This is a genomic window from Paenibacillus tyrphae (assembly GCF_000722545.1).
Lineage (GTDB): Bacteria > Bacillota > Bacilli > Paenibacillales > NBRC-103111 > Paenibacillus_G > Paenibacillus_G tyrfis.
This window is the reverse complement of record NZ_JNVM01000003.1, coordinates 168609-193309: the sequence shown is the minus strand read 5'-3', so window position 1 is coordinate 193309 and position 24701 is coordinate 168609. Positions and strand designations below refer to the sequence as shown.

Below are 24701 nucleotides of genomic sequence, written 5' to 3'. Positions count from 1 at the left end.
GCGCAAGCAGCGGCGCAGCCGGTGCAAGTGCCGCAAGAGGGCGGCAACTTGATCGGGCGCCTTATGAAAACGCTTGGCATCGAGCATGAGCATCAGGCGATGAAGTTGCTGGAGCGGACCATGCCGGATGCTCCGCAGTCGGGATTGTCCCACGCATCAGCCGGTGTGCAAGCCGACTTTGCCAAATCGGCAGACACGCTCAAAAGCCTGCTGATGCAGCTGTCGCAGGCTTCCGATGCTCCGCAAGGCTTAAAGGACGCGGCCCAGCAGGCGGTGCAGCAAATTACCGGACAGCAGCTCATGTTAAGCGCCGACCGGAATGCGATGCTTTCCCATCTCACGCTGTTTGTGCCGATCATGCATGCCGGCGGCGAACAGACGGCTGCGGTCCATATTCAATCGCGCAAAGGCAAAAACGGCAGCCTGGACGCCAGCAACTGTCGGCTTGTGTTCGATTTGCGCATGAAAATGCTTGGAGATACCATGGTCGATGTGCAGGTCGTAAACGGCATTGTCAGCCTGCATGTTCATAACGATTTGCCTTTTACGCAGGAGCTGCTGGAAGCGCACAAAGAGGAGATTGCGGCCGGACTTGCGTCCATTGGCTATCAATTTATATCGATGAAATACAGCCCGTATCCGACGAAAGCCGTTCAGGAGGGCAACGAAGCCGTTTCGGCTTTTGCCGAGACTCTTAACCATCCCGGAGCCGGTCGGCTGCCGAACGCATACTCGCAAAAACCGTATAAGGGAATGGACATTCGGATATGAAGGAGAAACCAGTCGGGTTAAAAAAAGCGGTGGCCCTGAAGTACGCCCCCGAAATGTCGGATGCCCCGAAGGTGATCGCCAAAGGGAAGGGCAGAATCGCCGAGCAAATTATGGAGAAAGCCAAGGAAAGCGGCGTTCCGATTCAGGAAGACGCATCCCTGGTCGAAGTATTGTCCAAGCTTGACCTGGATCAAGAAATACCGCCGGAGCTTTATAAACTGGTCGCCGAGGTACTCAGTTATATTTACCGTTCGGATCAACGAGCCAAGGAATGGAGGAGCGATGTCCGATGAAGGAAACCCGGCTGAGCCGCAAGGAGCTTGGAGCCCTCGGCGAAGTGGCGGCGGCCGATCATTTGCAGGAGCAAGGATTGAAGCTCCGCGCCCGAAACTGGCGCTGCCGGACCGGCGAAATCGACTTGATTGCCGAGGATCACGAGATTTTGGTTTTTATCGAGGTACGGACCCGCAGTATAGGCGGGACCTTCGGCACGCCGCAGGAGTCGGTCAATGCGCGCAAGCAGCGGCAGGTGATGGAGACCGCTCAAGTATACATGCATATGCAGCGGCTCCAGGACAAGCAGGTCCGTTTTGACGTGATCTCGATCCAAACGGACCCGACGGGCGCTGTCCAGGAGCTTGAGTATATCCGCAACGCTTTTTAACCGAAAAGCGTATGCGGATTTATTTTTTTATCGAGCACCCGATACTGCAGCGCCTCGGCCACATGATCAACTCCAATCTCGGAGTGCCCCTCCAGATCGGCGATCGTGCGCGAGATTTTCAAAATCCGGTCATGTGCGCGCACGCTCAAACCGAGCGCTGCAAATGACCGCTCCAGCAGCTGCGCGGAGGGAGGGTCCAGTATCACATGCTCCCTCAGCTTTTTACCGTTAAGCTCGCTATTAAACATGATGCCTGACTCAGCGTATCGACGCTTTTGGATTTCGTGCGCCCGCTCCACGGCGGCGCGCATTTCGGCAGACGATAAAGGCAGCTGAGACCCGCGTAAGTCCTTATACTCGATTCTCGGCACTTCGACGTGCAGATCGATCCGGTCCAAGAGCGGCCCGGAAATTTTTGCGCGATAATGCGATATTTTAAGCGGACTGTATACACAGCCTTGCTGACCGCTCGCCGCCCCCCAATACCCGCAAGGACACGGATTCATCGAGGCCGCGAGCAGGAAGTGCGCTGAGAACCGGTAAACGGCCCGCGCGCGGCTGATGGTCACGAACCGGTCCTCCATCGGTTGGCGCAGCACTTCCAAGGCGACCCGGGAAAACTCCGGAAGCTCGTCCAGAAAAAGCACCCCGCGATGTGCCAAGCTTACTTCTCCGGGCTTGGGAATGCCTCCGCCTCCCACAAGGCCTCCAGCGGAAATCGTATGGTGAGGCATCCGAAACGGTCGCTCGCGGATGAGCTGCCGCCGGTCGGCGAATTTTCCAGAAGCGCTGTAAATTTTCGTGACGTCCAGCGACTCGGAATCGCTCATGGGCGGCAAAATGGTAGGGAGTCTTTTGGCCAGCATCGTCTTGCCGGTCCCCGGAGGACCGATAAGTATGAAATTGTGCATGCCGGCCGCGCTGATCATGAGCGCCCGTTTGACATGGAGCTGTCCGCTGACGTCCGCATAATCCTCCTCCGATTTTCTTGTTTCCCGAGACGCAGCCGTTTTAGAACCGGACAATAACCCGCTTCCTGCCAGAGATTCCATCGGTCCGGCATTCAATTCCTCGGCTCCGCCGGCAACAGCCGCTTCGGCATTCCCCTCAGACCGCCGAAACTGACCCAAATGCTGAACGCAACGAATTTCGCACCCTCCGATCCAAGCGGCTTCCTCCGCATTTTCCGTCGGCACGATAACACGCGCTATTCCGTGCTCCCGGGCCGTTGCGATCATCGATAAGACGCCGGGGACCGACCGGACGGAACCGTCCAACGCAAGCTCACCGATAATCAACGTATCATGTAACGCTTCGTCCGGCAGTTGTCCGCTCGTCTTGAGAATGCCGAGAGCGATGGCCAAGTCGAAGGCCGAGCCTTCTTTGCGTAAATCCGCCGGCGCCAGATTCACCGTAATCCGCTGCAAGGGAAATGTAAAACCGCAATTTTTGATCGCGGCCCGGACGCGCTCCATCGATTCTTTGATGGCCACGTCGGGCAGCCCGACGATCATCATCTGCGGCAAACCGTTGCTCAGATCCACCTCGACTTCGACCAGCTTTCCGTCCACGCCATGCAGACAAGCGCTTACCACTTTCCCATACATAAATAAACACACCTCTCCCCATGTCGATTCATGGCGAAAGGTGCTTCCTTATCTGCCGTATTAACTTACCTGTATTGTAATATGTACCCTCGTCGAGCGCAACCGAATCGTACCGGTTCAGGACGGTTTCGGATAAAAAATCAACAATTGGCAAAAATACTCGTTGAGGTGATCATGAGATGCAGGAAAAACCTTACTTTTGTCCGAACTGCCGTTCCAACCGGGTCAAATTCAGTATGATCTCGAGCTTTTCCCAATCTTTTCTCAAGGATGCGATTTCCGGAACCGTCCAAGAGGTGACCGAACCGCAGCGCATCGACGAAACCGAACCGACCATTCAATGCATGGTATGCAGCTTTACCGGAAACGAAATGCGTTTTGTAAAGCAAGCGGAGCGGGAGCCTCGGGCGGGGACGCCGATCAACCCGACTTATTATTAGCAGGAATTGCGCGCGGCGCATCTATTTTGGTACGTAGAGTATCAGGTAGATGCGCTTTTTACATATTTCGCAGCCGCGCATGGTTAATTTTCCAAATAACTATTCTTTTCGACGCTTATAAAAAAGATGTATCAAATATTTAACACAAAATATAAGGAAACCGCTCGAAAAAAGTGGTACAATGATAAAGGTTTGCCGTTAAGGACATGCTAATGTTTGGCAACCGGACGTTTATTAGCGAGTGGACTCGTCCCGAGCTTGGGAAGGGTCGATTCCATATAGTAAGTCATTACTGATAGGAGGATTTTGCTAAATGAATATCCATGAGTATCAAGGCAAAGCAGTGCTGAAACAGTACGGGGTTGCCGTACCGGAAGGAAAAGTAGCTTTCACGGTAGACGAAGCGGTGGAAGCGGCGAAATCGCTGGGTACTCCCGTAGTTGTCGTAAAAGCGCAAATTCACGCCGGCGGCCGCGGTAAAGCGGGCGGTGTCAAAGTTGCCAAGAACCTCGACGAAGTTCGTACATACGCACAGGAAATCCTGGGTAAAGTCCTCGTTACGCATCAAACCGGTCCAGAAGGCAAAGAAGTAAAGCGCCTCCTGGTCGAGCAAGGCTGCGACATTAAGAAAGAATATTACATCGGTCTCGTGGTCGACCGCGCTACGGGCCGCGTCGTCATGATGGCTTCCGAAGAAGGCGGAACGGAGATCGAAGAAGTAGCCGCCCACACTCCGGAGAAAATCTTCAAAGAAGTAATCGATCCGGCTGTCGGTCTGCAAGCGTTTCAAGCGCGCAAGCTGGCTTATGCCATCAATATTCCGGGCGAGCTCGTAGGCAAAGCCGTGAAATTCATGACCGCTTTGTATACCGCTTTCGTCGAAAAAGATTGCTCCATCGCCGAAATCAACCCGCTCGTCGTTACGGGTGACGGTAACGTTATGGCGCTTGACGCGAAGCTGAACTTCGACTCCAACGCGCTGTTCCGTCATAAAGACATCGTTGAGCTGCGCGACTTGGACGAAGAGGACGCAAAAGAAATCGAAGCTTCCAAATTCGACCTGAGCTACATCGCCCTCGACGGCAATATCGGCTGCATGGTTAACGGTGCAGGTCTGGCTATGGCGACGATGGATATCATCAAATACTATGGCGGCGAACCGGCCAACTTCCTCGATGTAGGGGGCGGTGCTACGAAAGAGAAAGTAACCGAAGCGTTCAAAATCATCCTGTCCGACGAGAATGTAAAAGGAATTTTCGTTAACATTTTCGGCGGCATTATGAAGTGCGACATTATCGCTGAAGGCGTTGTGGCTGCAGCGAAGGAACTGGGTCTGGACCGTCCGCTTGTCGTACGTCTGGAAGGCACGAACGTGGATCTCGGCAAAAAGATTTTGAACGAATCCGGTTTGAACATCGTAGCAGCCGATTCGATGGCCGACGGCGCGCAAAAAATCGTTGCGCTGGTGAAGTAATTTCTCTTTACGAAGCAGCACCTTTCTTCCATACTATTAGAGGATGTGAATTTTAACCATGTCTATTTTGGTTGATAAAAATACAAAGGTCATCACTCAGAACATGACAGGCAAGACAGGCATGTTCCATACGCTGGGCGGCCTGGAGTACGGTACGCAAATGGTAGCCGGCGCGGTTCCGGGCAAAGGCGGCACGAATGTTGATTTCACGCTGGAAAACGGTACGACTGTAACTCTTCCAGTTTACAACACCGTACTGGAAGCGAAAAATGCGACCGGTGCTACCGCTTCGGTTATTTACGTTCCGCCGGCTTTCGCTGCGGACTCGATCATGGAAGCCGTTGACGCCGAGCTTGATCTCGTCATCTGCATCACCGAAGGTATTCCGGTGCTGGATATGGTCAAAGTCAGCCGTTACATGGAAGGTAAAAAGACCCGTTTGATTGGGCCAAACTGCCCAGGCGTCATCACTCCGGGCGAGTGCAAAATCGGCATCATGCCGGGCTACATCCATACGCCGGGTCATGTCGGCGTCGTATCCCGAAGCGGAACGCTGACTTACGAAGCGGTTCATCAGCTGACGACTCGTGGCATCGGCCAATCGTCTGCCGTAGGAATCGGCGGCGACCCGGTTAAAGGCTCCGAGTTCATCGATATCCTGAAGCTGTTCAACGAAGATCCGGATACCTATGCTGTCATCATGATCGGTGAAATCGGCGGTTCCGCGGAAGAAGAAGCGGCAGAGTGGATTGCGGCGAACATGAAGAAGCCGGTTGTCGGCTTCATTGGCGGTCAAACGGCGCCTCCAGGAAAACGGATGGGCCACGCTGGCGCCATCATTTCCGGCGGCAAAGGAACGGCAGCGGAGAAAGTCGCAACGATGGAACGCTGCGGTATCAAAGTAGCGCCGACACCTTCCGAAATGGGCTCCACTCTGGTGAGCGTATTGGAAGAAAAAGGCCTGCTCGAAAAGTGCATCACCAAGAAGTAAGCAGCCTTTCGCATCAATAACGAGATGGCAAGCAGCCTCTCAAATCCGTATGAGGTACGGGTTTGAGAGGCTTTTTTGATTTTTGGCTATACCTTACAAATGAAGAAAGTTGTTTCTGACCAAAGGAGTGAGCTATACTATATGGACAACCGAAGCATGCTATTTGCCTTGCATCATATGGAAGGTGTCGGTTCCAAGACGATTGGCCGGCTGGTGCGGCAGTTTCCGCAGTTATGCGATATCATTTCGCTCAGCTATGCCGATTGGCTTGATTTTGGCCTGACCCCGGTCCGGGCCGAACAAATGGTTAGAGGACTCGGCCATGTAACCGAAGCTCAACTGGACGCCAAGCGATCCCGTTACAAGGAGCTGCATATCGAATGGGTGGTCCTTGGGGATGACCGTTATCCGGCGATGCTTTTGGAGACGGCCGATCCGCCTTGGATTTTGTATTACCGGGGACAACTGGATATCGTAAACCGCCCGTGCATTGCCATGGTCGGCACGCGCACTCCGACCGCTTACGGAAAAATGACGGCCGAGCGTCTGGCCGAATCGTTATCTGCAGCAGGCGTATGCGTGGTAAGCGGGCTCGCCCGGGGAATTGACAGCGCCGCCCACGAAGGAGCTTTACGCAGCCACGGGAGCACAGTAGCCGTGCTGGGCTGCAGTATCGAGACGGTGTATCCGCCCGAAAACAAAGCTTTATACCGTAAAATTTCCGAATGCGGGCTGCTTCTTTCCGAATATCCGCTCGGCACTAGGCCGCATCCCGGCTTGTTTCCGCAGCGCAATCGCATTATTGCCGGCCTGAGCCTCGGAGTTGTTGTGGTTGAAGCGGCGCTAAAAAGCGGCTCCCTGATCACGGTGGACCAGGCGCTGGAAGCTTCGCGCGATGTATATGCCGTTCCTGGCCCGATCTCCTCTCCCAAGAGCGAAGGCACGCTATCTCTCTTGAAGCAGGGCGCCAAGCTGGTAACCGGAGCGGCAGATATCTTGGAGGAATACGCAGGCCGGATATCCTTGGATCAAAAGGCATACATTATGAATACAACGGAAGCGAAGCCTGTCCTGTCTGAAGACGAGCAAAAAATAGTTGACATGCTTCAGTTCCGACCGCTTACGATCGACGAATTGCTTTCGCAAAGCCAATTTACCTTTGGACATTTGCATTCAGTTCTGATAAATTTACTAATGACGCGCAGGATCGTCGAACTACCGGGTTCGGTATACGCCGTACCTTGATGGTCATACATATTTCCATTGTCGAAGGGGGCAAGACCCTATGGCCGATTCGTTAGTCATTGTGGAGTCACCCGCAAAAGCCAAAACGATCAGCAAATATTTAGGAAGCAAATATATTGTAAAAGCATCGATGGGGCATATTCGGGATTTGCCGAAGAGCCAGATCGGAGTTGAAGTCCAGAAAAACTTTGAACCGAAATATATTACGATCCGGGGCAAAGGCTCCGTGCTCAAAGAGCTTAAAGACGCAAGCAAGCGTGTCAAAAAAGTATATCTCGCAGCTGACCCTGATCGCGAAGGCGAGGCGATTGCCTGGCACTTGGCTCATTATCTTGAGCTCTCCGATCAGGACGCGTGCCGTGTCGTATTCAACGAGATCACGAAGCAGGCGGTCAAAGATGCTTTCAAGACCCCCCGCAAAATCAATCAGGATCTGGTGAACGCGCAGCAGGCCCGGCGCATCTTGGACCGGTTGGTAGGCTACAAAATCAGCCCGCTGCTTTGGAAGAAGGTTAAGAAAGGGCTATCCGCCGGCCGGGTGCAATCCGTGGCTGTAAAGCTGATCTATGACCGCGAGAATGAGATTAAAGCGTTCGTGCCCGAAGAGTATTGGTCCATTACGGCCAAATTGTCCTCGGGAAAAGCGGATTTTGAAGCGAAGTTTTACAGCGTAGACGGCGAAAAGAAAGAACTGAAGAACGAAGCGGAAGTGAACGCTGTCCTGGCTGCGCTACAGAAGGCCGATTTTATTGTAAGCGAAGTCAAGGAAAAGGAACGTCTCCGCAATCCGTCACCTCCTTTCATTACAAGCTCGCTTCAGCAGGAGGCGGCCCGGAAATTAAACTTTCGCGCGGCCAAGACGATGTCCGTTGCACAGCAATTATATGAAGGAATCGATCTCGGCAGCGAAGGTACGGTCGGTTTGATTACGTATATGCGTACCGATTCGACGCGGATTTCTCCTGTGGCCCAGGAAGAAGCGAAAGACTATATCGTGCAAAAATTCGGGGAGTCCTTTTATCCCGAGACGCCGCGCGTTTATTTGAAGAAAAATACGAACGCGCAGGATGCGCACGAAGCGATTCGTCCGAGCTCGGTGCTGCGCGAGCCGGATCAGATCAAAGAGCACTTGAGCCGCGATCAATATCGCCTCTACAAGCTTGTTTGGGAGCGCTTCGTTGCAAGCCAGATGGCTTCCGCGGTTCTGGATACGATGACTGTCGATTTAACGGCCGCCAACACGATTTTCCGGGCCGTCGGTTCGAAGGTGAAGTTCCACGGCTTTATGAAGGTGTATGTGGAAGGCAATGACGATGCTGCGGCTGATACAGGGGATGACGATAAGCTGCTCCCGCCTCTGAAAGAAGGGGACAAGGTAAAAAAGCAGCAGATCGATCCGAAGCAGCATTTTACGCAGCCTCCGCCGCGTTTTACGGAAGCCCGATTGGTTAAAGCATTGGAAGAAATGGGCATCGGACGTCCGAGCACCTATGCTCCGACCCTCGAAACGATCCAAAAGCGCGGTTATGTGGCTATAGAAGAAAAGAAATTTGTGCCGACCGAGCTCGGCGAGCTGGTTATTCAGCAGATGATCGAATTTTTTCCGGAAATTCTGGATGTGGATTTTACCGCTCACATGGAAGAGGGACTGGACCACATCGAGGAAGGGAAAGAAGATTGGGTTCGCGTGCTGAGCGAGTTTTACGAGTCGTTCGAGAAGCGGCTTGAAGTGGCCGAGGAAGAGATGGAGAAGGTCGAGATTCAGGACGAGGTTTCCGATGAGATTTGCGAGAAATGCGGCCGTCATTTCGTCTACAAGATGGGGCGCTTCGGCAAGTTTTTGGCCTGCTCCGGTTTCCCGGATTGCCGCAATACGAAGCCGATCGTCAAGGATACCGGCGTTACCTGTCCGAATTGCCACGAAGGAAAAATCATCGAACGCCGCAGCAAAAAAGGACGCATCTTCTACGGATGCGACCGCTATCCGGAATGCGATTTCGTCTCGTGGGATAAACCTGTGGGGCACCCGTGTCCGAAGTGCGGCGCGATGCTCGTCGAAAAACGAAACAAATCAGGAACGTTCATCCAATGCGTATCCTGCGACTTTAGAGAAGAAGCGAAAGAAGAGCAAGATCAGGACTAACTTGTCATTTGGCTTCATATAGGAGGAACGGAAGTTGACTGTCTTACCGAAAGTGACTGTCATCGGCGCGGGCTTGGCTGGCAGCGAAGCTGCATGGCAAATCGCAAGCCAAGGCGTGCCGGTGGTTTTGTATGAAATGCGTCCCGTGAAAAAAACGCCTGCGCACATTTCCGATCAATTTGCCGAGCTCGTCTGCAGCAATTCGCTGCGGGCGAACGGATTGACGAACGCGGTGGGCGTATTAAAGGAAGAAATGCGTATCCTGAACTCGTTGATATTGCGTGCAGCCGACAAGCATGCCGTTCCGGCCGGCGGGGCGCTTGCCGTCGACCGGGACGGCTTCTCGGGCGAGGTGACGTCCTTGCTGCGCAATCATCCGCTGATCGAGGTGCGCAACGAGGAGCTGGAGTCGCTTCCCGAAGGAATTGTCGTCGTTGCGACCGGACCTCTGACCTCGCCAGCGCTTTCCAAGCATTTGCAGGAGCTGACAGGCGAGGAGTACCTATACTTCTATGACGCGGCAGCGCCGATTGTAGAAAAAGAATCGATCGATATGAGCAAGGTTTACCTTGCCTCCCGTTATGATAAGGGCGAGGCGGCCTATTTGAACTGCCCGATGACCGAAGAGGAATTCACGGTATTCTATGAGGCCTTGATCTCTGCAGAAACGGCCCCGATGAAGGAGTTCGAGAAAGAGATTTATTTCGAAGGCTGTATGCCGATCGAAGTGATGGTGAAGCGCGGCCGGCAAACCGTCTTATTCGGCCCGATGAAGCCCGTTGGGCTGATCAATCCGCATACGGGCGAACTGCCTTACGCGGTCGTTCAGCTGCGACAGGATAACGCGGCGGGCACGCTTTATAATTTAGTAGGCTTTCAGACCCACTTGAAGTGGGGCGAACAGAAACGGGTCTTTTCCCTTATTCCCGGATTGGAAAACGCGGAGTTTGTCCGTTACGGCGTCATGCACCGCAATACGTTCATCAATTCGCCTAGGCTGCTGCGCCCTACGTACCAGTTCAGAGACCGGGATAGCCTATTCTTTGCGGGACAGATGACCGGCGTCGAAGGGTACGTCGAATCGGCCGCCTCGGGCCTCCTTGCTGGGATGAATGCGGCGCGCTACGCCAAAGGCGAAGAATTGGTCGTACTGCCTCCGGATACCGCTCTTGGCAGCATGGCGCAATACATCACGACGGCCGATTTCAAGCATTTTCAGCCGATGAACGCCAATTTCGGGCTGTTTGCGCCGCTTGACGAGAAGATCAAGAATAAGAAGCTGAAGTATGAAAAAATTGCCACGCGTGCAATTGAGAAAATTCAGAATTTTTCACAAAACCTATACAATTCGCCTTGTAAATAAAACATGTACTGTGTTACGATAGATCACGAATATAATCTCGCTCCGTCAGCACGGAGCCTTCGCCAAACTAAGCTTGAAACAGCTTAGTTTTCGTCTTGTAGACAACTAATTTATGCAGCATCTGCGAAGTTCCGGAAGCCCGCAGCAAGTGCGGTTGTGGGCGGAAAAGCGCTTAATCCGAAGCTTTTCTTTACAATGAGGAGGAATATCGGGCCCATGGAGCAATTTCACGCCACGACGATTTTTGCCGTTCGCCATCAGGGCAAGGGTGCTATTGCAGGGGACGGACAAGTGACCTTCGGCAACAGCATGGTCATGAAAAGTCAAGCCAAAAAAGTGAGAAGATTGTATCGCGGCAACGTCATAGCCGGGTTTGCCGGTTCGGTCGCCGATGCGATTACATTATTCGAGAAGTTCGAGGCGAAGCTGGAAGAGCATCACGGCAATTTGCAGCGCTCTGCCGTCGAACTGACCAAAGATTGGCGCCAGGATCGCGTGCTGCGCAGACTGGAAGCGATGATGATCGTGATGGACCGAAGCGGTCTGCTGCTTTTGTCCGGCAACGGGGAAATCATCGAGCCGGACGACGGCATCCTGGCGATCGGTTCCGGGGGCAGCTTTGCGCTCGCCGCCGGCCGGGCGCTGCACCGTTATGCGCCGCAGATGAGCGCGAAGGAAATCGCCCATGCCGCGCTTACAATGGCGGCCGAGATTTGCGTGTTCACGAATCATAATATCATTGTTGAAGAAATCGAATGATCCAGGAGGTTATGACGTTGAAGCAAATAGCCTTAACCCCCAGAGAAATCGTAGCCGAATTGGATAAGTATATCGTCGGACAGAAGCAGGCCAAGAAGTCCGTCGCTGTTGCGCTGCGTAACCGATACCGCCGAAGCCTGCTCGAAGAATCGCTCCGCGATGAGATTGCGCCGAAGAACCTGTTAATGATCGGGCCAACTGGCGTCGGCAAAACGGAAATCGCGCGCCGCATGGCTAAGCTGGTCAATGCGCCGTTTATCAAAGTCGAGGCGACCAAATTTACGGAAGTCGGATATGTCGGACGCGATGTCGAGTCGATGGTCCGGGACTTGGTGGAAACGTCGATCCGCATGGTAAAAGCAGAGAAAACCGATAAGCTTAAGGACCGTGCGGAGCAAATGGTTCACGACCGGATCGTATCCATCCTTGTACCTAGTCCTTCCAAGCACCGGGGTCAGCGCAATCCGCTGGAAATGCTGTTTGGCCAGCAGAACGCAGGCCATACGGATACGGAGCCGGAAACGGATTCGTCGATTGCGTCCCAAAGGCAGGAAGTTAAGGAGCGTCTTCTGCGCGGCGAGCTTGAGAACCAAGTGATCGAAATCGAGGTCGAGGATAGCTCTCCTTCGATGTTCGATATGCTGGCGGGGCAGGGCAACGATCAGGCGGGCATGAATATGCAGGAGCTGTTCGGAAGCCTGATGCCGAAGCGGACGAAAAAACGCAAGCTCCCGATCAAAGAAGCGCGCAAAGTGCTGCTTCAGGAGGAAGCCCAAAAGCTGCTGGATATGGACGAAGTGATCCAGGAAGCTGTCAAGCGAGCAGAGCAAGGGGGCATCATTTTCATCGACGAGATCGATAAGATATGCAGCTCCAGCCGCGGCAGCGGGCCGGATGTCTCACGTGAAGGTGTACAGCGGGACATTTTACCTATTGTCGAGGGATCGACCGTCATGACCAAATACGGCCCTGTAAAAACGGATTATATCCTGTTTGTGGCGGCAGGGGCATTCCATATCGCGAAACCATCGGATTTGATTCCCGAGCTTCAGGGGCGTTTTCCGATTCGGGTCGAGCTGAGCAGTTTATCGGAGCAGGACTTTGTGCTCATATTGAAAGAGCCGAAAAATGCGTTGACCAAACAATATACGGCACTGCTGGAAACGGAAGGGATCCGTGTCGAGTTTTCCGACGAAGCGATTCTGGAAATTGCCCGGATTGCCGCTGACGTCAATCAGAATACCGACAACATCGGCGCCCGCCGTTTGCATACCATTTTGGAGAAATTGCTGGAAGATTTGTCCTTCGAAGCGCCGGAAATTACGCTTGAGCAAATCGTAATCTCACCGGAGTATGTCAGGGAAAAGCTGTCCGGTATCGTGCAGAACCGGGATCTCAGCCAATACATTTTGTAATCGTCAACTTTGGAGGCAAGACTAATGACACTTTTGATGAAAACTAGAAGGCTGAATAAACTGCTGCAAAAGGAAGCGGGGAACCCGGTCAGCTTTATGGATATGGCCGCGGTGCTTAGCGATATTTTGCAGGCGGATATATTTGTCGTCAGTCGGAGAGGAAAGGTGCTGGGGAGCGCGTTCACAACCCCCGTATTCGAGGCTGGCGTGAACGAAAATTTGCTGCAGGAAAACCGGTTTCCGTCCGAATACAACCAGCTTTTGCTCAAGGTGGAGGAGACGTCCTCCAACCTGGAGGCAGGCAGCGAATTCGATATCTTTCAACAAATTTCGCATGATACAGGCTTTTACATGACGATTGTTCCGATTATCGGTGGCGGCGAGCGTTTGGGAACGCTTGTTCTCACAAAACGCAACGGCATGTTTATCGATGACGATTTAATTTTGGCGGAATATGGTTCTACTGTTGTGGCAATGGAGATTTTGCGCGAGAAAGCGGAGCAGATTGAGATCGAAGCCCGGGGGAAAGCGGTCGTTCAGGTGGCGGTCGGTTCGTTATCCTTCAGCGAGCTGGAAGCGGTCGAACATATATTCGAGCAGCTTGAAGGGTCGGAAGGCCTACTTGTGGCCAGCAAAATCGCGGATCGCGTAGGGATTACCCGTTCGGTGATTGTCAATGCCCTGCGCAAGCTGGAAAGCGCCGGTGTCATTGAAACGCGTTCGCTTGGCATGAAGGGAACATACATTCGCGTTTTAAACGATCAATTGATGGCTGGAATCCAAAGCGTGAAAGCGTAGTCAACATTCTCAAAAACGTGAAATATTTAACATTTAGGGCTCTATATGCAAATATAGGGCTTTTTTCATATTGTATTCACTTCCAAGATCTCTCAATATAGATGTAGTTCTCGTTTACTACATTTTACGACAATCCGTATTGTATTTTTTTTATGTTTAGATGTCGAAGGAAGGAGGATATTACGTTATCTTGTTGAATAACTAGATTCAGAATCCAGAATCATCCTTGGAAAGTGGGAGTCAACGTATGGATATTTTAAACAAACCCTCATTTCAAACGCTGGAGCGTGCCCTGGATGCCGCCGCACTTAGGCAAAAAGTGATTGCCGACAATGTGGCAAATGTCGACACGCCTTTTTTCAAACGGTCGGAAGTTCGTTTTGAAGAACTGCTGCAGCAGGAAATGAACGGAGCCGGGATTGAAGGGTATCGGACCGACCCGAGACATTTTTATATCGGCCGCCCGCCAAAACCGGAACCGCAAATCGTTCGTGACAACCAGTCCATGATTAACAACAACTTGAATAACGTCGATATCGATTACGAAATGGCGCTCATGGCCAAAAACCAGCTTCGATACAACGTAATGGTCCAGCAAGTCAGCGGCGAAATCAAAAAAATCAGAACTGCTATCGGCGGGAGAGTGTAACGGATGAGACTTACTAACGGATTTGACATCAGTTCTTCCGCGCTAACGGCGCAGCGCTTTCGGATGGACGTCATTTCGTCCAACATCGCCAATGCGGATTCGACAAGAGCGCGAATGGTAAACGGCAAATGGGTTCCGTATTCGCGCAAATTGGTGTCTTTCGAACCAAAACAGCAAAATTTCGCCGATTCGCTTGCCAATGCCATGTCCGGTAAAAATTCGGGAGCCGGGGACGGCGTACGGGTAACTCAAGTGATCCAAGATCCTTCTCCTTTTAGACAGCATTACGACCCGACGCATCCGGATGCGGACGAGAACGGCATGGTACTTTTGCCCAATGTGGACATTTTGAAAGAAATGGTCGATATGATCTCGGCTACCCGGTCCTACGAAGCGAACGTCACCGCACTGAACGCTTCCAAGGCTTTGGTCGGGAAAGCGTTGGAAATCGGGAAATAGTTAACGAAAAGGAGTAATAATCATGATCGAATCCCTGAAATTGCAGCAGCCGCAGCAGATTGCTGGCGCCGTTCAGCCTAAAATAACAAGCGCATCCGAAGCTACGGACCAATTCGGAAAATTTTTGAGCGACGCCATCGCCGATTTGAATGATAAGCAGTCCGCCGCCGATGTAATGAAAGGCCAGTTCGTCACAGGAGAACTCTCCGACGTGCATCAACTGATGATCGCCTCTGAAAAAGCGTCCTTGGGATTAGAGCTCACGGTTCAAGTGCGAAACAAAGTCATCGAGGCTTATCAAGAAATCATGAGAACGCAAATCTAATCTTCAAACGTACCTGACGAGGGTTTATCAGATGGGGTGAAACAGTGAACGAAAATGTGCTCCAATATTGGAACCGAACGAAGCAATATTGGAATCAATTCAGTAAAACGCAAAAGTGGACTGTTGTCGCAACTGTGATTTTAGTCATACTGACGGTGGGTATTATTAGTTATAATTTTTCTAAAACCGAGTACGCCTTGGCTTATACGAACTTGCAGCCAAGCGACGCAGCGGCCATCAAAGCGTACTTGGACGGCGCCAAAATCCCGTATCAGCTCAGCGAAGACGGAAAAAGCATCGGCGTTCCGCGCAGTCAAGTCGCCAGCGTCAAGCTTGCCGTCGAATCGCAAGGCTTGAACAAAAACGGCAACGTCGGCTATGGCGCCTTCAGCCAAAGCAGCACCTTCGGCACTACGGACAGAGAATTCGATGTCAAATATGTCAATGCCGTTCAAGGCGAGCTGCAGCAGCTCATCAACTCGAACAATGCGATCGCAAGCTCGAAAGTATTGATCAGCTTGCCACAGGAAAGCTTGTTCTTGCGGAAGGGGGAGCAACCGGAGAAAGCATCGGCCTCCGTCGTGCTTGATATCAAGCCGGGCTATACGCTTGATCAGGCCAAGGTCGATACGATGTACAACTTGGTTTCTCACAGCATTAAAGGGCTGCCGGTCGAGAACATTACGATTTCCGATCAAAACGGCGATCTGCTTGAGTACTCCAAAGCGAACGGCAAAGTGAACGGAGCTTCCAATCTCGCTTTGCAGCAGTTCGAAATCAACAACAAGTTCAGAAACGACGTGCAGCGCAACGTGCAGCAAATGCTCGGCTCCATTCTCGGCCGGGACAAAGTGATCGTAAGTGTGTTCTCTACGATGAACTTCGATCAGACGAAGCGCAAAGAACAACTGGTGACTGCGCCGAATACGGTAGACCAAACCGGGCTCGATATTTCCATCCAAGAGATCCAAAAGAACTATACGAGCGACGGCAGCGCAGGGACGTCCGGCGTACCGGGAACGGGCGCGACAGATGTGCCGGGATATCCAGGCAGCAGCAATAACGGAAAAACGAATTCCGAAGAGGTACAAAAAACGGTAAATCGGGAAGTCAACCGGATTACGAACGAAATTGAGATGACGCCCTACATAGTAAAAGATTTAACCATTAACGTTGGCATTGAACCACCCGATCCGCAAAATCCGAACTCGCTTACGCCAGAGACGGTGAATGAGATTCGGAATATGCTTGTCAACGTGGTGCGTGCAGGCTTGGCCGATAACAAGCCACAGATAACGGACGCAGAGCTAGCTAAAAAAGTAACGGTGTTTCCTCACACGTTCGCTAAAACGAATGAAACCCAGGGAACAAGCACGAATTCGATGCTGCTCTACGGTGCACTCGGCGGATTGGCTCTTGCATTGCTTGGCGGAGGCGCCTACTGGTTTATGCGCAGACGCAAGGCGCAGCAAGAGGAAGAAGAAGAAATTTTGGACGAGTCGCCACGGGTGGAATTCCCGACCATCGATATCGATAACTTGAACAATGAAAATCAAGTGCGCAAGCAGCTGGAACAGCTTGCCAAGAAAAAACCGGAAGAATTTGTTAATCTGCTTCGCACTTGGTTAGTAGACGAATAGAGGTGTGCAACACTTGGCTAAAGTACAGCAACCGGGTTTAACGGGGCGACAAAAAGCCGCAATTCTATTGATTAGTTTGGGTCCGGAAGTGTCCGCTCAAATTTTTAAACATCTGCGCGACGAAGAAATTGAGCAGCTCACTTTGGAAATAGCCAATGTCAGAAAAGTTGACAACGCCGAAAAAGAAGCGATCTTGGCAGAGTTCCATCAAATTTGCTTAGCCCAAGAATTCATATCGCAAGGCGGTATCACTTATGCGAAAGAGATTTTGGAGAAAGCGCTCGGATCTCAAAAAGCATTGGATATCATCAATCGGCTGACGGCGACGCTTCAAGTGAGACCTTTCGATTTTGCCCGGAAAGCCGATCCTGCTCAAATCTTGAACTTCATCCAGAATGAAAATTCGCAAACGATTGCTCTGGTTCTCGCGTACCTGCAGCCGGAGCAAGCCTCCATTATCCTGTCCTCGCTTCCGCAAGAGAAGCAGGCGGATGTGGCGAAACGGGTTGCTTTGATGGACAGCACGTCGCCGGAGGTCATCAGCCAAGTCGAGCGGGTGCTTGAGCAGAAGCTTTCCGCCACGGTTACGCAGGACTACACGAATGCCGGCGGGATTTCAGCCGTCGTTCAAATTTTGAACGGCGTCGACCGCGGGACAGAGCGTACGATCCTCGATTCGCTCGAGATTCAGGATCCTGAGCTTGCCGAGGAAATCAAGAAGCGGATGTTCGTATTCGAAGACATCGTCAACATCGACAACCGCTCGATCCAACGGATTATCCGCGACATCGAAAATGCCGACCTCCAACTGGCGCTTAAAGTGGCCAGCGAAGAAGTTCGGGAAGCCATTTTCAAAAACATGTCCAAGCGGATGGCCGAAACGTTCCGGGAAGAAATGGAATACATGGGTCCGGTTCGGCTGCGTGACGTCGAAGAAGCACAAACACGCATCGTAGCTACGATCAGGCGTTTGGAAGAAGCCGGTGAAATCATCATCGCCCGTGGCGGAGGAGATGATATTATTGTCTAATGTCATCAAATCGTTTCAATATGTAGCTAAGGAAGACAGCAAGCTTGTCGAGCTTCCGACTCCTCCCGTTCTTAAACAAGAACAGCTGCAAGACGGCGAACTGACGGAGGAACAACAGCTTGAGCTCGACAACCTGATGCAGATGAAGGACCAGATTCTTCAAGACGCCGAATCGTTTGCCGAAGAACAAGTACGCGCCGCCATGGATGAGGCCGCAGCCATCAGACAGCAGGCTCAAGCCGAGATTGAAGCTTGGTGGGACGAGCGCAGACAGTTGGATCAGGAAACGATCGAGCAAGCGATGGACCGGGGCTTCGAGCAAGGCTACCAGGAAGGGTTGGCCAGAGCCGAAGCGGAGCTTCGCCAGCAGTACGACAGCATGCTGCAGGAAGCGTCGCAAATCTTGGAACAATCGTATGTACTAAAGCAACAGATCATTCAAGAATCCGAACCGTTCTTAATCGAACTCAGCTGCTCGATTGCCGAGAAAATCGTCGACCGCCAGCTGACGCTGGAATCCGAATGGGTCATCGAACTGATCCAAAAGGTACTGTCGAGGCGAAGAGAAAAGGGAATTATTGCGCTTTGCGTATCGCCTTCTCAATTCTCCTATATACAAGACGCACGAGAAGAACTTTTGTTGCACTTAGATTCGCAAGCGGAGCTACAAATTATTCCGGATGCTTCGGTACAAGATCGCGGATGTGTCATTCGGTCCTCCTTCGGAAGCATCGACGCCCGCATCGACACGCAGCTGAACGAAATCAAGAATGCGCTTCGGCAAGTGGCGCTGCGAAGCGAGGGATCTTAGATCATGCAGGTGCCATCCGCGCAGAAATACATAGAGCATTTAAGTCAAGTCGACCCGGTGCGCGTAAACGGAAAAGTCACTCAGGTCATTGGATTAACGGTCGAATCGGAGGGACCAGATGCGAGCATCGGCGACGTATGCTACATCTATCCGTTCAAATCGAACCAGCCGCTCAAAGCGGAAGTTGTCGGCTTTAAGAACAACAAGGTTATTCTTATGCCGCTCGGCGAGCTTCATGCGATCGGTCCAGGCTGCGATGTAGTCGGAACCGGCAAGCCGCTGACGGTGCAGGTAGGGCACGAACTGCTCGGCAAAGTGCTGGACGGGCTCGGGCAACCGCTCGATGGAACGTTTTTACCGTCGCGCATGACCCAATATTCTACTAATAATATACCTAACAATCCGTTAAAACGGCCGCGCGTTCTAGACCCGATAAGCGTCGGTGTACGATGCATCGACGGCCTGCTGACGATAGGCAAGGGACAGCGCGTAGGTATTTTCGCCGGGTCCGGCGTCGGTAAAAGTACGCTGATGGGAATGGTCGCCCGCAACACGTCAGCCGATGTGAATGTAATTGCGCTAATCGGAGAACGCGGCAGAGAGGTACTCGATTTTATCGAACGCGATCTCGGTCCCGAAGGGCTGGCCCGTTCGGTTGTCATTGTCGCAACGTCGGATCAACCGGCGCTCATCCGGATCAAAGGTGCGCTGATCGCTACAACGATCGCCGAATTTTTTCGCGATCGCGGGATGAACGTGATGATGATGATGGACTCGGTGACCCGGTTTGCCATGGCACAGCGTGAGGTCGGCTTGGCGGTAGGCGAACCTCCTGCAACTCGCGGCTATACGCCTTCCGTTTTCGCAACGCTTCCTAAGCTGCTGGAGCGGTCGGGCACCGGACCTAAAGGTTCCATTACAGCCTTTTACACGGTCCTTGTCGACGGGGATGATATGAATGAGCCGATTGCGGATGCTGTACGGGGAATACTGGATGGTCATATCGTGTTGAACCGTAACATAGCCAACCGCGGGCACTACCCCGCTATCGACGTTCTTGCCAGCGTTAGCCGGGTGATGAAAGAAATTGTTCCTCACGAACAGCAGCTTGCAGCCGAGAATTTAAAAAGATTGTTATCTGTGTATAAAGATTCGGAGGATCTGATCAATATCGGGGCGTACCAGCGAGGATCAAATTCAGAAATTGATCAATCTCTCGATTCGATACAAGCGATATGGGATTATACGCGACAGCGCGTTACGGAGAAGCTGACATACGCGGAAGCGCAGGAAAGGCTAATTCGAGAATTTTACAGGGGATGAGAAGGAGCATGCGGTTTCGATACGCTTTTCAAAAAATCGTTGATTTGAAGATGAACGAGAAAACGCAAGCGGAATGGATGCTATCCGAAGCCATCGGTAAAATGCGTGCGGAGGAATCTTCTCTGGCCGAGCTGGAGAAAGCCAAGCACGAGATGCAAGAAGAGCTGCATAAGTCTTCCAGCCAAGTGACAACGGTATCCAACCTGCTCATGATGCAAAGTTACGTGAACCATATTGACGGTCGCATTCAGCTCAAGCATCGGGATGTGCAAGAAGCCAAAACGATCGTGCAGCTCAAACAGGATGATTTGACCGGTAAGATGATTGAAGAAAAAGTTTGGACGAAAGCGAAAGAAAGAGCGTTTCAGCATTTTTCCAGCGAGGTTTTGAAGAAAGAACAAAATCAGTTGGATGAAATGGCGACAAATCGTTTTAAACGGCTGTCGTAATTAATGAAAATGCGGGGAGGTGAGGAAGTGGCAAACACAGATACGGAGCAGTCCTCCTCTTACGGAGCTATGGAGCGGTTTTTAATATGGTTCCTTATCCCTTTTGTTTTTACAGCTGTACTGCTCGGCGTTCTGCTGACGATTTTCGATTATGATGTGATGAACAACGTCCTTCGGGCAGCCAATAAAATTCCTATCGTGAACAGCATCATCCCTGATCCGAAAACGAAGGAAACGGCAAACAAGCCGGATACGGCTCAACCGGCCGGGGCCGAGTCGTCCGCTCCGGCACAGGATAATGCGAATGCCGGCACGACGGCCAAGCTTCAGGAAATGGAGCAGGCGCTGAAAAAGGCGGAAGCCTCGCTGCAGCAGCGGGATGAGACGATAAAGGAATTGCAGCTCAAGAACAGTACATTGGAAGAAAGCGCAAAAAGCAAGACTTTGAGCGATGAGGAGTATGCGCATCAAATTCAACAGCTTGCTACCATGTATGCAAAGATGTCGCCGAGCAAATCAGCGCCGATTATGGAGAACTTAACCTCCAAAGAATTGGTTCTGGTACTTGGGATGATGAAGCCGGACGAGCGCGTCAAGGTGCTGGAGAAGATGGACCCGAAGAAGGCCGCTGACGCCTCGATTCTGCTGAAGGACCAAACGAACGTAAGGGATACGGAAATTGCAGCCCTGCAGGAACGCTTGAAAGAATTGGCGGCGCAGAGCAAGAAGCCTGCGGACAAGCTGAGCAAGGACGATTTGGGCAGCACGTTTTCGAATATGACGCCCAAAAGTGCGGCTACTGTCCTGATGGAAATGCAGAAATCGAATCCCGACAAAGTGATCTCCATCTTGAGCTCTATGGATAGCGGCGGGCGTTCCAGAATTTTGGCGGCTATATCGGATCAGTCCAAAGAAACCGCAGCGCTGATCTCGGCCCGATTGGTTCAATAATCACAATGGAAAGGAGGTGAAAAAAAGATGGAAATTTCGACACAAACTCCTGTGGCCGCATCTGCCGGGACATCCGCTGCCGGCTCAAATGCTTCGGCCAGTACGGGGAATGCAGCCGGAGGGACTGGATCCTTCTCGTCGGCTCTAAGCGGTATGATGACAGGGGATGCTTCCGGAGCGGGGGCTACCACTGCAGGAAACGCCGGCTTGTCGGCACTTGCTCAGTTGATCGCTCCTTTAATTGCCGCGCTTCCGCAGACGGCGGATCAGGAGCAGGCTCAAACGGCTCAACAAATCGACGGCTTGATCCAACTGCTCGACTCGGCTAAGGGCGAGGATGCGAACGCGCTGATGAACAATCCGGATTTGCAAGCTTGGTTGCTGCAGCTTCAAGCATTGTTGGCAGCACTTCCCTTGAATCAGCCGGAAAGCAATCAAGCGACTGCTCCAACAGGCGAAGGAAACAAACCGGAAGAGAGTGCAGATGCGCTTAATCCGCTGCTGTTTATTCCTTTGACGCCTGCCGTGGATACAACTGCGGAGACGAAGAACGATGAGCTTGGCGCGATTCAGCAGCCCAAAGCGCTGACGGCGCAGGAAGCCGCCGCATTGTTGAAACAGCTGAAAGACCTGGTAGCGGAAGGGAAAACAGATTCGAAGCTTCAGCAAACCGTGAAAGAATTGCCGGCTGTACTGATGTCTGCCGCGTCCAAATTAAGCGAGTTGCAAAAACCAAGCGCCGATCAACGCCGTGTTTCTTCTATTATACAGACCGCAGCGACAGCGGAAGCAGCTCCGTCTTCAGATGCCGGGAAGCTTGTTCAAGTGGTCTCCAGCCCAGTGCAAAAGCTCGAAGCGCTTACAGCCAAGGCAACGATGGTTCAGCTTCATCTGGACCCGCCGAAAGCAGACGAAGGGCCTTTGTTTGAACCGCTGAACGCGGGAATGATAGACGGAACGGAAGGTCAGCCGATGCCGCTGCACGAATACATCAAGCAGCAAGGCAATAATGCGCAGATAAAAGCGCCGGTAGTGCAGATGCAGGCAGCTACTTTTTCGGAGGACATGACGCAGTTTGTCGTTCGTTCCATATTCATGGGAACCTCGGCAGACGGGATGACCGAGGCTAAAATTTCGTTGTATCCTCAACATCTCGGACATGTCGAAGTTAAATTGACTATGCATAACGGACAGCTTATTGCCCAGTTCGTAGCGGACAGCTTGGCCGGTAAGGAAATGCTGGAGAGTCAGTTGTCGCAGCTCAGAACAACATTGCAAAGTCAGGGCATCCAAGTAGAGAAGCTCGAAGTAAGCCAAAGCCAGAACTACCAGTCCGGCATGTTCCAGGAAGGACGCCAGCAGCAGCAGTCCGGACAATCCTCCAAGCAGCAGAAAGCCGCCAGCGGCCGAATTGCCGCGATGGAAGACGAGCTGAAGGAAGAAGCGAAGACTTCAAGCACCGCAGGCAGTCTGGGAACCGGATCGATTGACGTTACGGCCTAAGTAAGCTTACACCGATGGAGCAGGGGGTGAAACCGTGCCCGATTCAAATGTCAGCACCAGGAATATATGGCCGTATTACGCCAAAGGAAATATTCAGAACGCCGGCAAAGCCGAGGACAAAGGGAAATTGGGACAAGACGAATTCCTTAAAATTCTCATGACCCAATTGCAAAACCAGGATCCGACGCAGCCGATGCAGGATAAAGAATTCATCGCTCAGATGGCTCAATTTACATCCGTCGAGCAGCTTACCAAGATGAGCTCGGAAATGAAAATGCTTCGGCAGTCGCTAGGATTTGCTTCCAGTTTGATTGGTAAAAAGGTTACCTACACCTATGTTGATAAAAACAACAAATCTATCGTCAAAACCGGAACTGTAGAGTCCATCCTCATGAAGAAGGACGAGCAGTACGCAAAAATTAACGGCGACGAAGTGAAGATGGATCAGATCAGCCAGATTTCCAATCCGGAGGTAACTCCATGACGGATCGAATAACGGTTGGTCGCCTGTTTCCGAATGCCGTGGCGCCGCAGCCCGTACGACGAACGGATCCGGAACCTAGGGTTCAGACAACCTCGTTCGATGCGATGCTGCAAAATCAGCTCGTGCGTTTCAGTCATCACGCGGAAGAACGTTTGCGGCAACGGGGCATACAGCTTGGGCCCGAACAGCTTGTCAAGCTTAACACCGCGATTGACAAAGCCGCGAGCAAAGGGGCAAAGGATTCGTTGATGCTGATCAACGATACCGCTCTGATCGTCAACATCAAGAACCGCACGGTAGTTACAGCCATGGACGGAGCATCGATGAAGGACAACGTATTTACCCAGATCGACTCAGCCATGATTATTTCGTAGCGATAGGCCGGCCCGAATTTCGGAGGCCGAGGTTGTGGACCGACTGAAACAACCGAAGAACGAATGTGTTATAGAACTTGCTGTAGCTAACGTTAATTACATCATCATTGGCAACTGCTTCCATCCATCGATGCGCAGTTGCAATATGGGAGGATAACTACGATGTTAAGATCGCTTTATTCCGGCGTTTCGGGTATGAGAGGCTTTCAAACGAAGCTTGACGTCATCGGCAACAACATCGCAAACGTGAACACGTACGGCTTCAAAGCCGGGCGCGTAGCGTTCAAAGACATCATGAGCCAAAAGATTTCAGGCGTAACGGCCCCGACGGATACTGTGGGCGGCGTTAATGCCAAACAGATCGGACTTGGCGTGACGGTTGGCGCTATCGATACTCTCCACACACCCGGCAGCGCCCAAACGACGAATAAAATAACGGATTTGCGTATTGACGGGGACGGGTTCTTCCTTGTATCTCCGACTCCAGATGTAAACGGGCAGCCGCTCCTTACACGTGCCGGCAATTTTGATCTGGATGCCCAGCGTCGTCTCGTTACGGCGGACGGCATGTTCGTTCTGAATACTGCCGGTCAAGGTGTGCAGTTGGACGAAGCCGTTACCGCATTCTCGATTTCGCAGTCCGGCGAAATTATCGCCATCGGAGCTGACGGGGCTGCAACGCCGACCAATCAATTCATCGCTGTTGCCAAAGTAACGAATCCGGGCGGGTTGGAGAAAATTGGAGGAAACCTGTACCGGACGACGCCAAACTCGAATACGGAAGCAATCGACCCGAACGGGTCCACGGCAAACAACCCGACTACGGGAACAGGTGCTATCGTTTCCGGTCAGCTTGAAATGTCCAACGTAGATTTAACGTCCGAATTTACAGAAATGATCATCGCTCAGCGCGGTTTCCAGTCCAACTCGAGAATTATTACTACATCCGACGAAGTGCTTCAAGAAGTCGTCAGTCTGAAACGATAGTTTGCTTCAAGGGGGAGGAGCTCTCCCCCGACTTTATCCTTTCGGA

At 52.0% G+C, this 24701-nt stretch carries 25 protein-coding genes and 1 pseudogene; 25 read left to right on the top strand and 1 reads right to left on the bottom strand.

What is annotated here, in order from left to right:
- The 3 genes and pseudogenes from ET33_RS38860 to ET33_RS03445 form a co-directional block, all read left to right on the top strand.
- Positions 1-771: pseudogene (locus tag ET33_RS38860) on the top strand (hypothetical protein); the annotation flags it as partial.
- Positions 768-1064, top strand: coding sequence for an EscU/YscU/HrcU family type III secretion system export apparatus switch protein (locus ET33_RS03450; protein WP_036676492.1), 297 nt, complete (start codon positions 768-770; stop codon positions 1062-1064). The pseudogene ET33_RS38860 and the gene ET33_RS03450, both read left to right, overlap by 4 nt.
- A complete protein-coding gene (locus ET33_RS03445) occupies positions 1061-1435 on the top strand; it encodes a YraN family protein (protein ID WP_152570584.1) in 375 nt (124 codons plus the stop codon). Before ET33_RS03450 ends, ET33_RS03445 begins: the two co-directional genes overlap by 4 nt.
- On the opposite strand, the gene ET33_RS03440 is transcribed toward ET33_RS03445, so the two are convergent.
- Positions 1432-3042: a YifB family Mg chelatase-like AAA ATPase gene (locus tag ET33_RS03440; RefSeq protein WP_036676487.1), complete on the bottom strand. Its 1611-nt coding sequence runs from the start codon at positions 3040-3042 to the stop codon at positions 1432-1434. The two genes, ET33_RS03445 and ET33_RS03440, sit on opposite strands and share 4 nt — an antisense overlap.
- A gap of 179 nt (positions 3043-3221) precedes the next feature.
- On the opposite strand from ET33_RS03440, the gene ET33_RS03435 reads away from it, so the two are divergent.
- The 22 genes from ET33_RS03435 to flgG all read left to right on the top strand — a co-directional run bounded on the left by ET33_RS03435 (position 3222) and on the right by flgG (position 24655).
- Positions 3222-3482 carry a hypothetical protein gene (locus ET33_RS03435; protein ID WP_036676485.1) on the top strand — a complete coding sequence of 87 codons (261 nt, stop codon included), beginning with the start codon at positions 3222-3224 and terminating at the stop codon, positions 3480-3482.
- Between the two features lie 313 nt (positions 3483-3795).
- Positions 3796-4956 (top strand): ADP-forming succinate--CoA ligase subunit beta, encoded by a 1161-nt coding sequence (gene sucC, locus ET33_RS03430; protein ID WP_036676483.1) that lies wholly within the window; start codon positions 3796-3798, stop codon positions 4954-4956.
- A gap of 58 nt (positions 4957-5014) precedes the next feature.
- Complete coding sequence (sucD, locus tag ET33_RS03425; protein ID WP_010491325.1) at positions 5015-5947, top strand: succinate--CoA ligase subunit alpha; 933 nt, start codon at positions 5015-5017, stop codon at positions 5945-5947.
- Between the two features lie 141 nt (positions 5948-6088).
- Positions 6089-7192, top strand: a complete 1104-nt coding sequence (dprA, locus tag ET33_RS03420; RefSeq protein ID WP_036676481.1) for a DNA-processing protein DprA — start codon at positions 6089-6091, stop codon at positions 7190-7192.
- A 40-nt stretch (positions 7193-7232) separates the two neighbouring features.
- On the top strand, positions 7233-9335 hold the full coding sequence (gene topA / locus ET33_RS03415; RefSeq protein ID WP_036676479.1) for a type I DNA topoisomerase: 2103 nt from the start codon (positions 7233-7235) through the stop codon (positions 9333-9335).
- A 34-nt stretch (positions 9336-9369) separates the two neighbouring features.
- Positions 9370-10698, top strand: a complete 1329-nt coding sequence (trmFO, locus tag ET33_RS03410) for an FADH(2)-oxidizing methylenetetrahydrofolate--tRNA-(uracil(54)-C(5))-methyltransferase TrmFO (RefSeq protein ID WP_036676476.1) — start codon at positions 9370-9372, stop codon at positions 10696-10698.
- Positions 10699-10914: 216 nt separating this feature from the next.
- Positions 10915-11457 (top strand): ATP-dependent protease subunit HslV, encoded by a 543-nt coding sequence (hslV, locus tag ET33_RS03405; RefSeq protein ID WP_010491321.1) that lies wholly within the window; start codon positions 10915-10917, stop codon positions 11455-11457.
- 11 nt (positions 11458-11468) lie between these two features.
- Positions 11469-12872 (top strand): ATP-dependent protease ATPase subunit HslU, encoded by a 1404-nt coding sequence (hslU, locus tag ET33_RS03400; protein ID WP_179223811.1) that lies wholly within the window; start codon positions 11469-11471, stop codon positions 12870-12872.
- A gap of 24 nt (positions 12873-12896) precedes the next feature.
- Complete coding sequence (codY, locus tag ET33_RS03395) at positions 12897-13670, top strand: GTP-sensing pleiotropic transcriptional regulator CodY (RefSeq protein WP_036676474.1); 774 nt, start codon at positions 12897-12899, stop codon at positions 13668-13670.
- A 247-nt stretch (positions 13671-13917) separates the two neighbouring features.
- On the top strand, positions 13918-14319 hold the full coding sequence (flgB, locus tag ET33_RS03390) for a flagellar basal body rod protein FlgB (RefSeq protein WP_036676472.1): 402 nt from the start codon (positions 13918-13920) through the stop codon (positions 14317-14319).
- A gap of 3 nt (positions 14320-14322) precedes the next feature.
- A complete protein-coding gene (gene flgC, locus ET33_RS03385; protein ID WP_036676470.1) occupies positions 14323-14778 on the top strand; it encodes a flagellar basal body rod protein FlgC in 456 nt (151 codons plus the stop codon).
- A 22-nt stretch (positions 14779-14800) separates the two neighbouring features.
- Positions 14801-15103 carry a flagellar hook-basal body complex protein FliE gene (gene fliE, locus ET33_RS03380; protein WP_036676468.1) on the top strand — a complete coding sequence of 101 codons (303 nt, stop codon included), beginning with the start codon at positions 14801-14803 and terminating at the stop codon, positions 15101-15103.
- Between the two features lie 44 nt (positions 15104-15147).
- Entirely contained in the window at positions 15148-16743 is a 1596-nt protein-coding gene (fliF, locus tag ET33_RS03375; RefSeq protein WP_036676466.1) for a flagellar basal-body MS-ring/collar protein FliF, read from the top strand.
- 13 nt (positions 16744-16756) lie between these two features.
- Positions 16757-17773: a flagellar motor switch protein FliG gene (gene fliG, locus ET33_RS03370; RefSeq protein ID WP_025850755.1), complete on the top strand. Its 1017-nt coding sequence runs from the start codon at positions 16757-16759 to the stop codon at positions 17771-17773.
- The gene (locus ET33_RS03365; RefSeq protein WP_036676462.1) at positions 17766-18584 is read left to right on the top strand and encodes a FliH/SctL family protein; all 819 of its coding nucleotides are present in this window, start codon (positions 17766-17768) and stop codon (positions 18582-18584) included. The genes fliG and ET33_RS03365 overlap by 8 nt, the downstream gene beginning before the upstream one ends.
- A 3-nt stretch (positions 18585-18587) precedes the next feature.
- The gene (gene fliI / locus ET33_RS03360; RefSeq protein WP_036676458.1) at positions 18588-19907 is read left to right on the top strand and encodes a flagellar protein export ATPase FliI; all 1320 of its coding nucleotides are present in this window, start codon (positions 18588-18590) and stop codon (positions 19905-19907) included.
- A gap of 8 nt (positions 19908-19915) precedes the next feature.
- Entirely contained in the window at positions 19916-20356 is a 441-nt protein-coding gene (fliJ, locus tag ET33_RS03355) for a flagellar export protein FliJ (RefSeq protein WP_036676451.1), read from the top strand.
- A 27-nt stretch (positions 20357-20383) separates the two neighbouring features.
- Positions 20384-21307, top strand: coding sequence for a MotE family protein (locus tag ET33_RS03350; protein ID WP_036676446.1), 924 nt, complete (start codon positions 20384-20386; stop codon positions 21305-21307).
- A gap of 27 nt (positions 21308-21334) precedes the next feature.
- Positions 21335-22810 carry a flagellar hook-length control protein FliK gene (locus tag ET33_RS03345; RefSeq protein WP_051775082.1) on the top strand — a complete coding sequence of 492 codons (1476 nt, stop codon included), beginning with the start codon at positions 21335-21337 and terminating at the stop codon, positions 22808-22810.
- A 34-nt stretch (positions 22811-22844) separates the two neighbouring features.
- Positions 22845-23294 (top strand): flagellar hook capping FlgD N-terminal domain-containing protein, encoded by a 450-nt coding sequence (locus tag ET33_RS03340; protein ID WP_036676443.1) that lies wholly within the window; start codon positions 22845-22847, stop codon positions 23292-23294.
- On the top strand, positions 23291-23668 hold the full coding sequence (locus ET33_RS03335; RefSeq protein ID WP_010491298.1) for a TIGR02530 family flagellar biosynthesis protein: 378 nt from the start codon (positions 23291-23293) through the stop codon (positions 23666-23668). Before ET33_RS03340 ends, ET33_RS03335 begins: the two co-directional genes overlap by 4 nt.
- Positions 23669-23830: 162 nt before the next feature.
- The gene (gene flgG, locus ET33_RS03330) at positions 23831-24655 is read left to right on the top strand and encodes a flagellar basal body rod protein FlgG (protein WP_036676440.1); all 825 of its coding nucleotides are present in this window, start codon (positions 23831-23833) and stop codon (positions 24653-24655) included.
- Positions 24656-24701 lie beyond the last annotated feature (46 nt).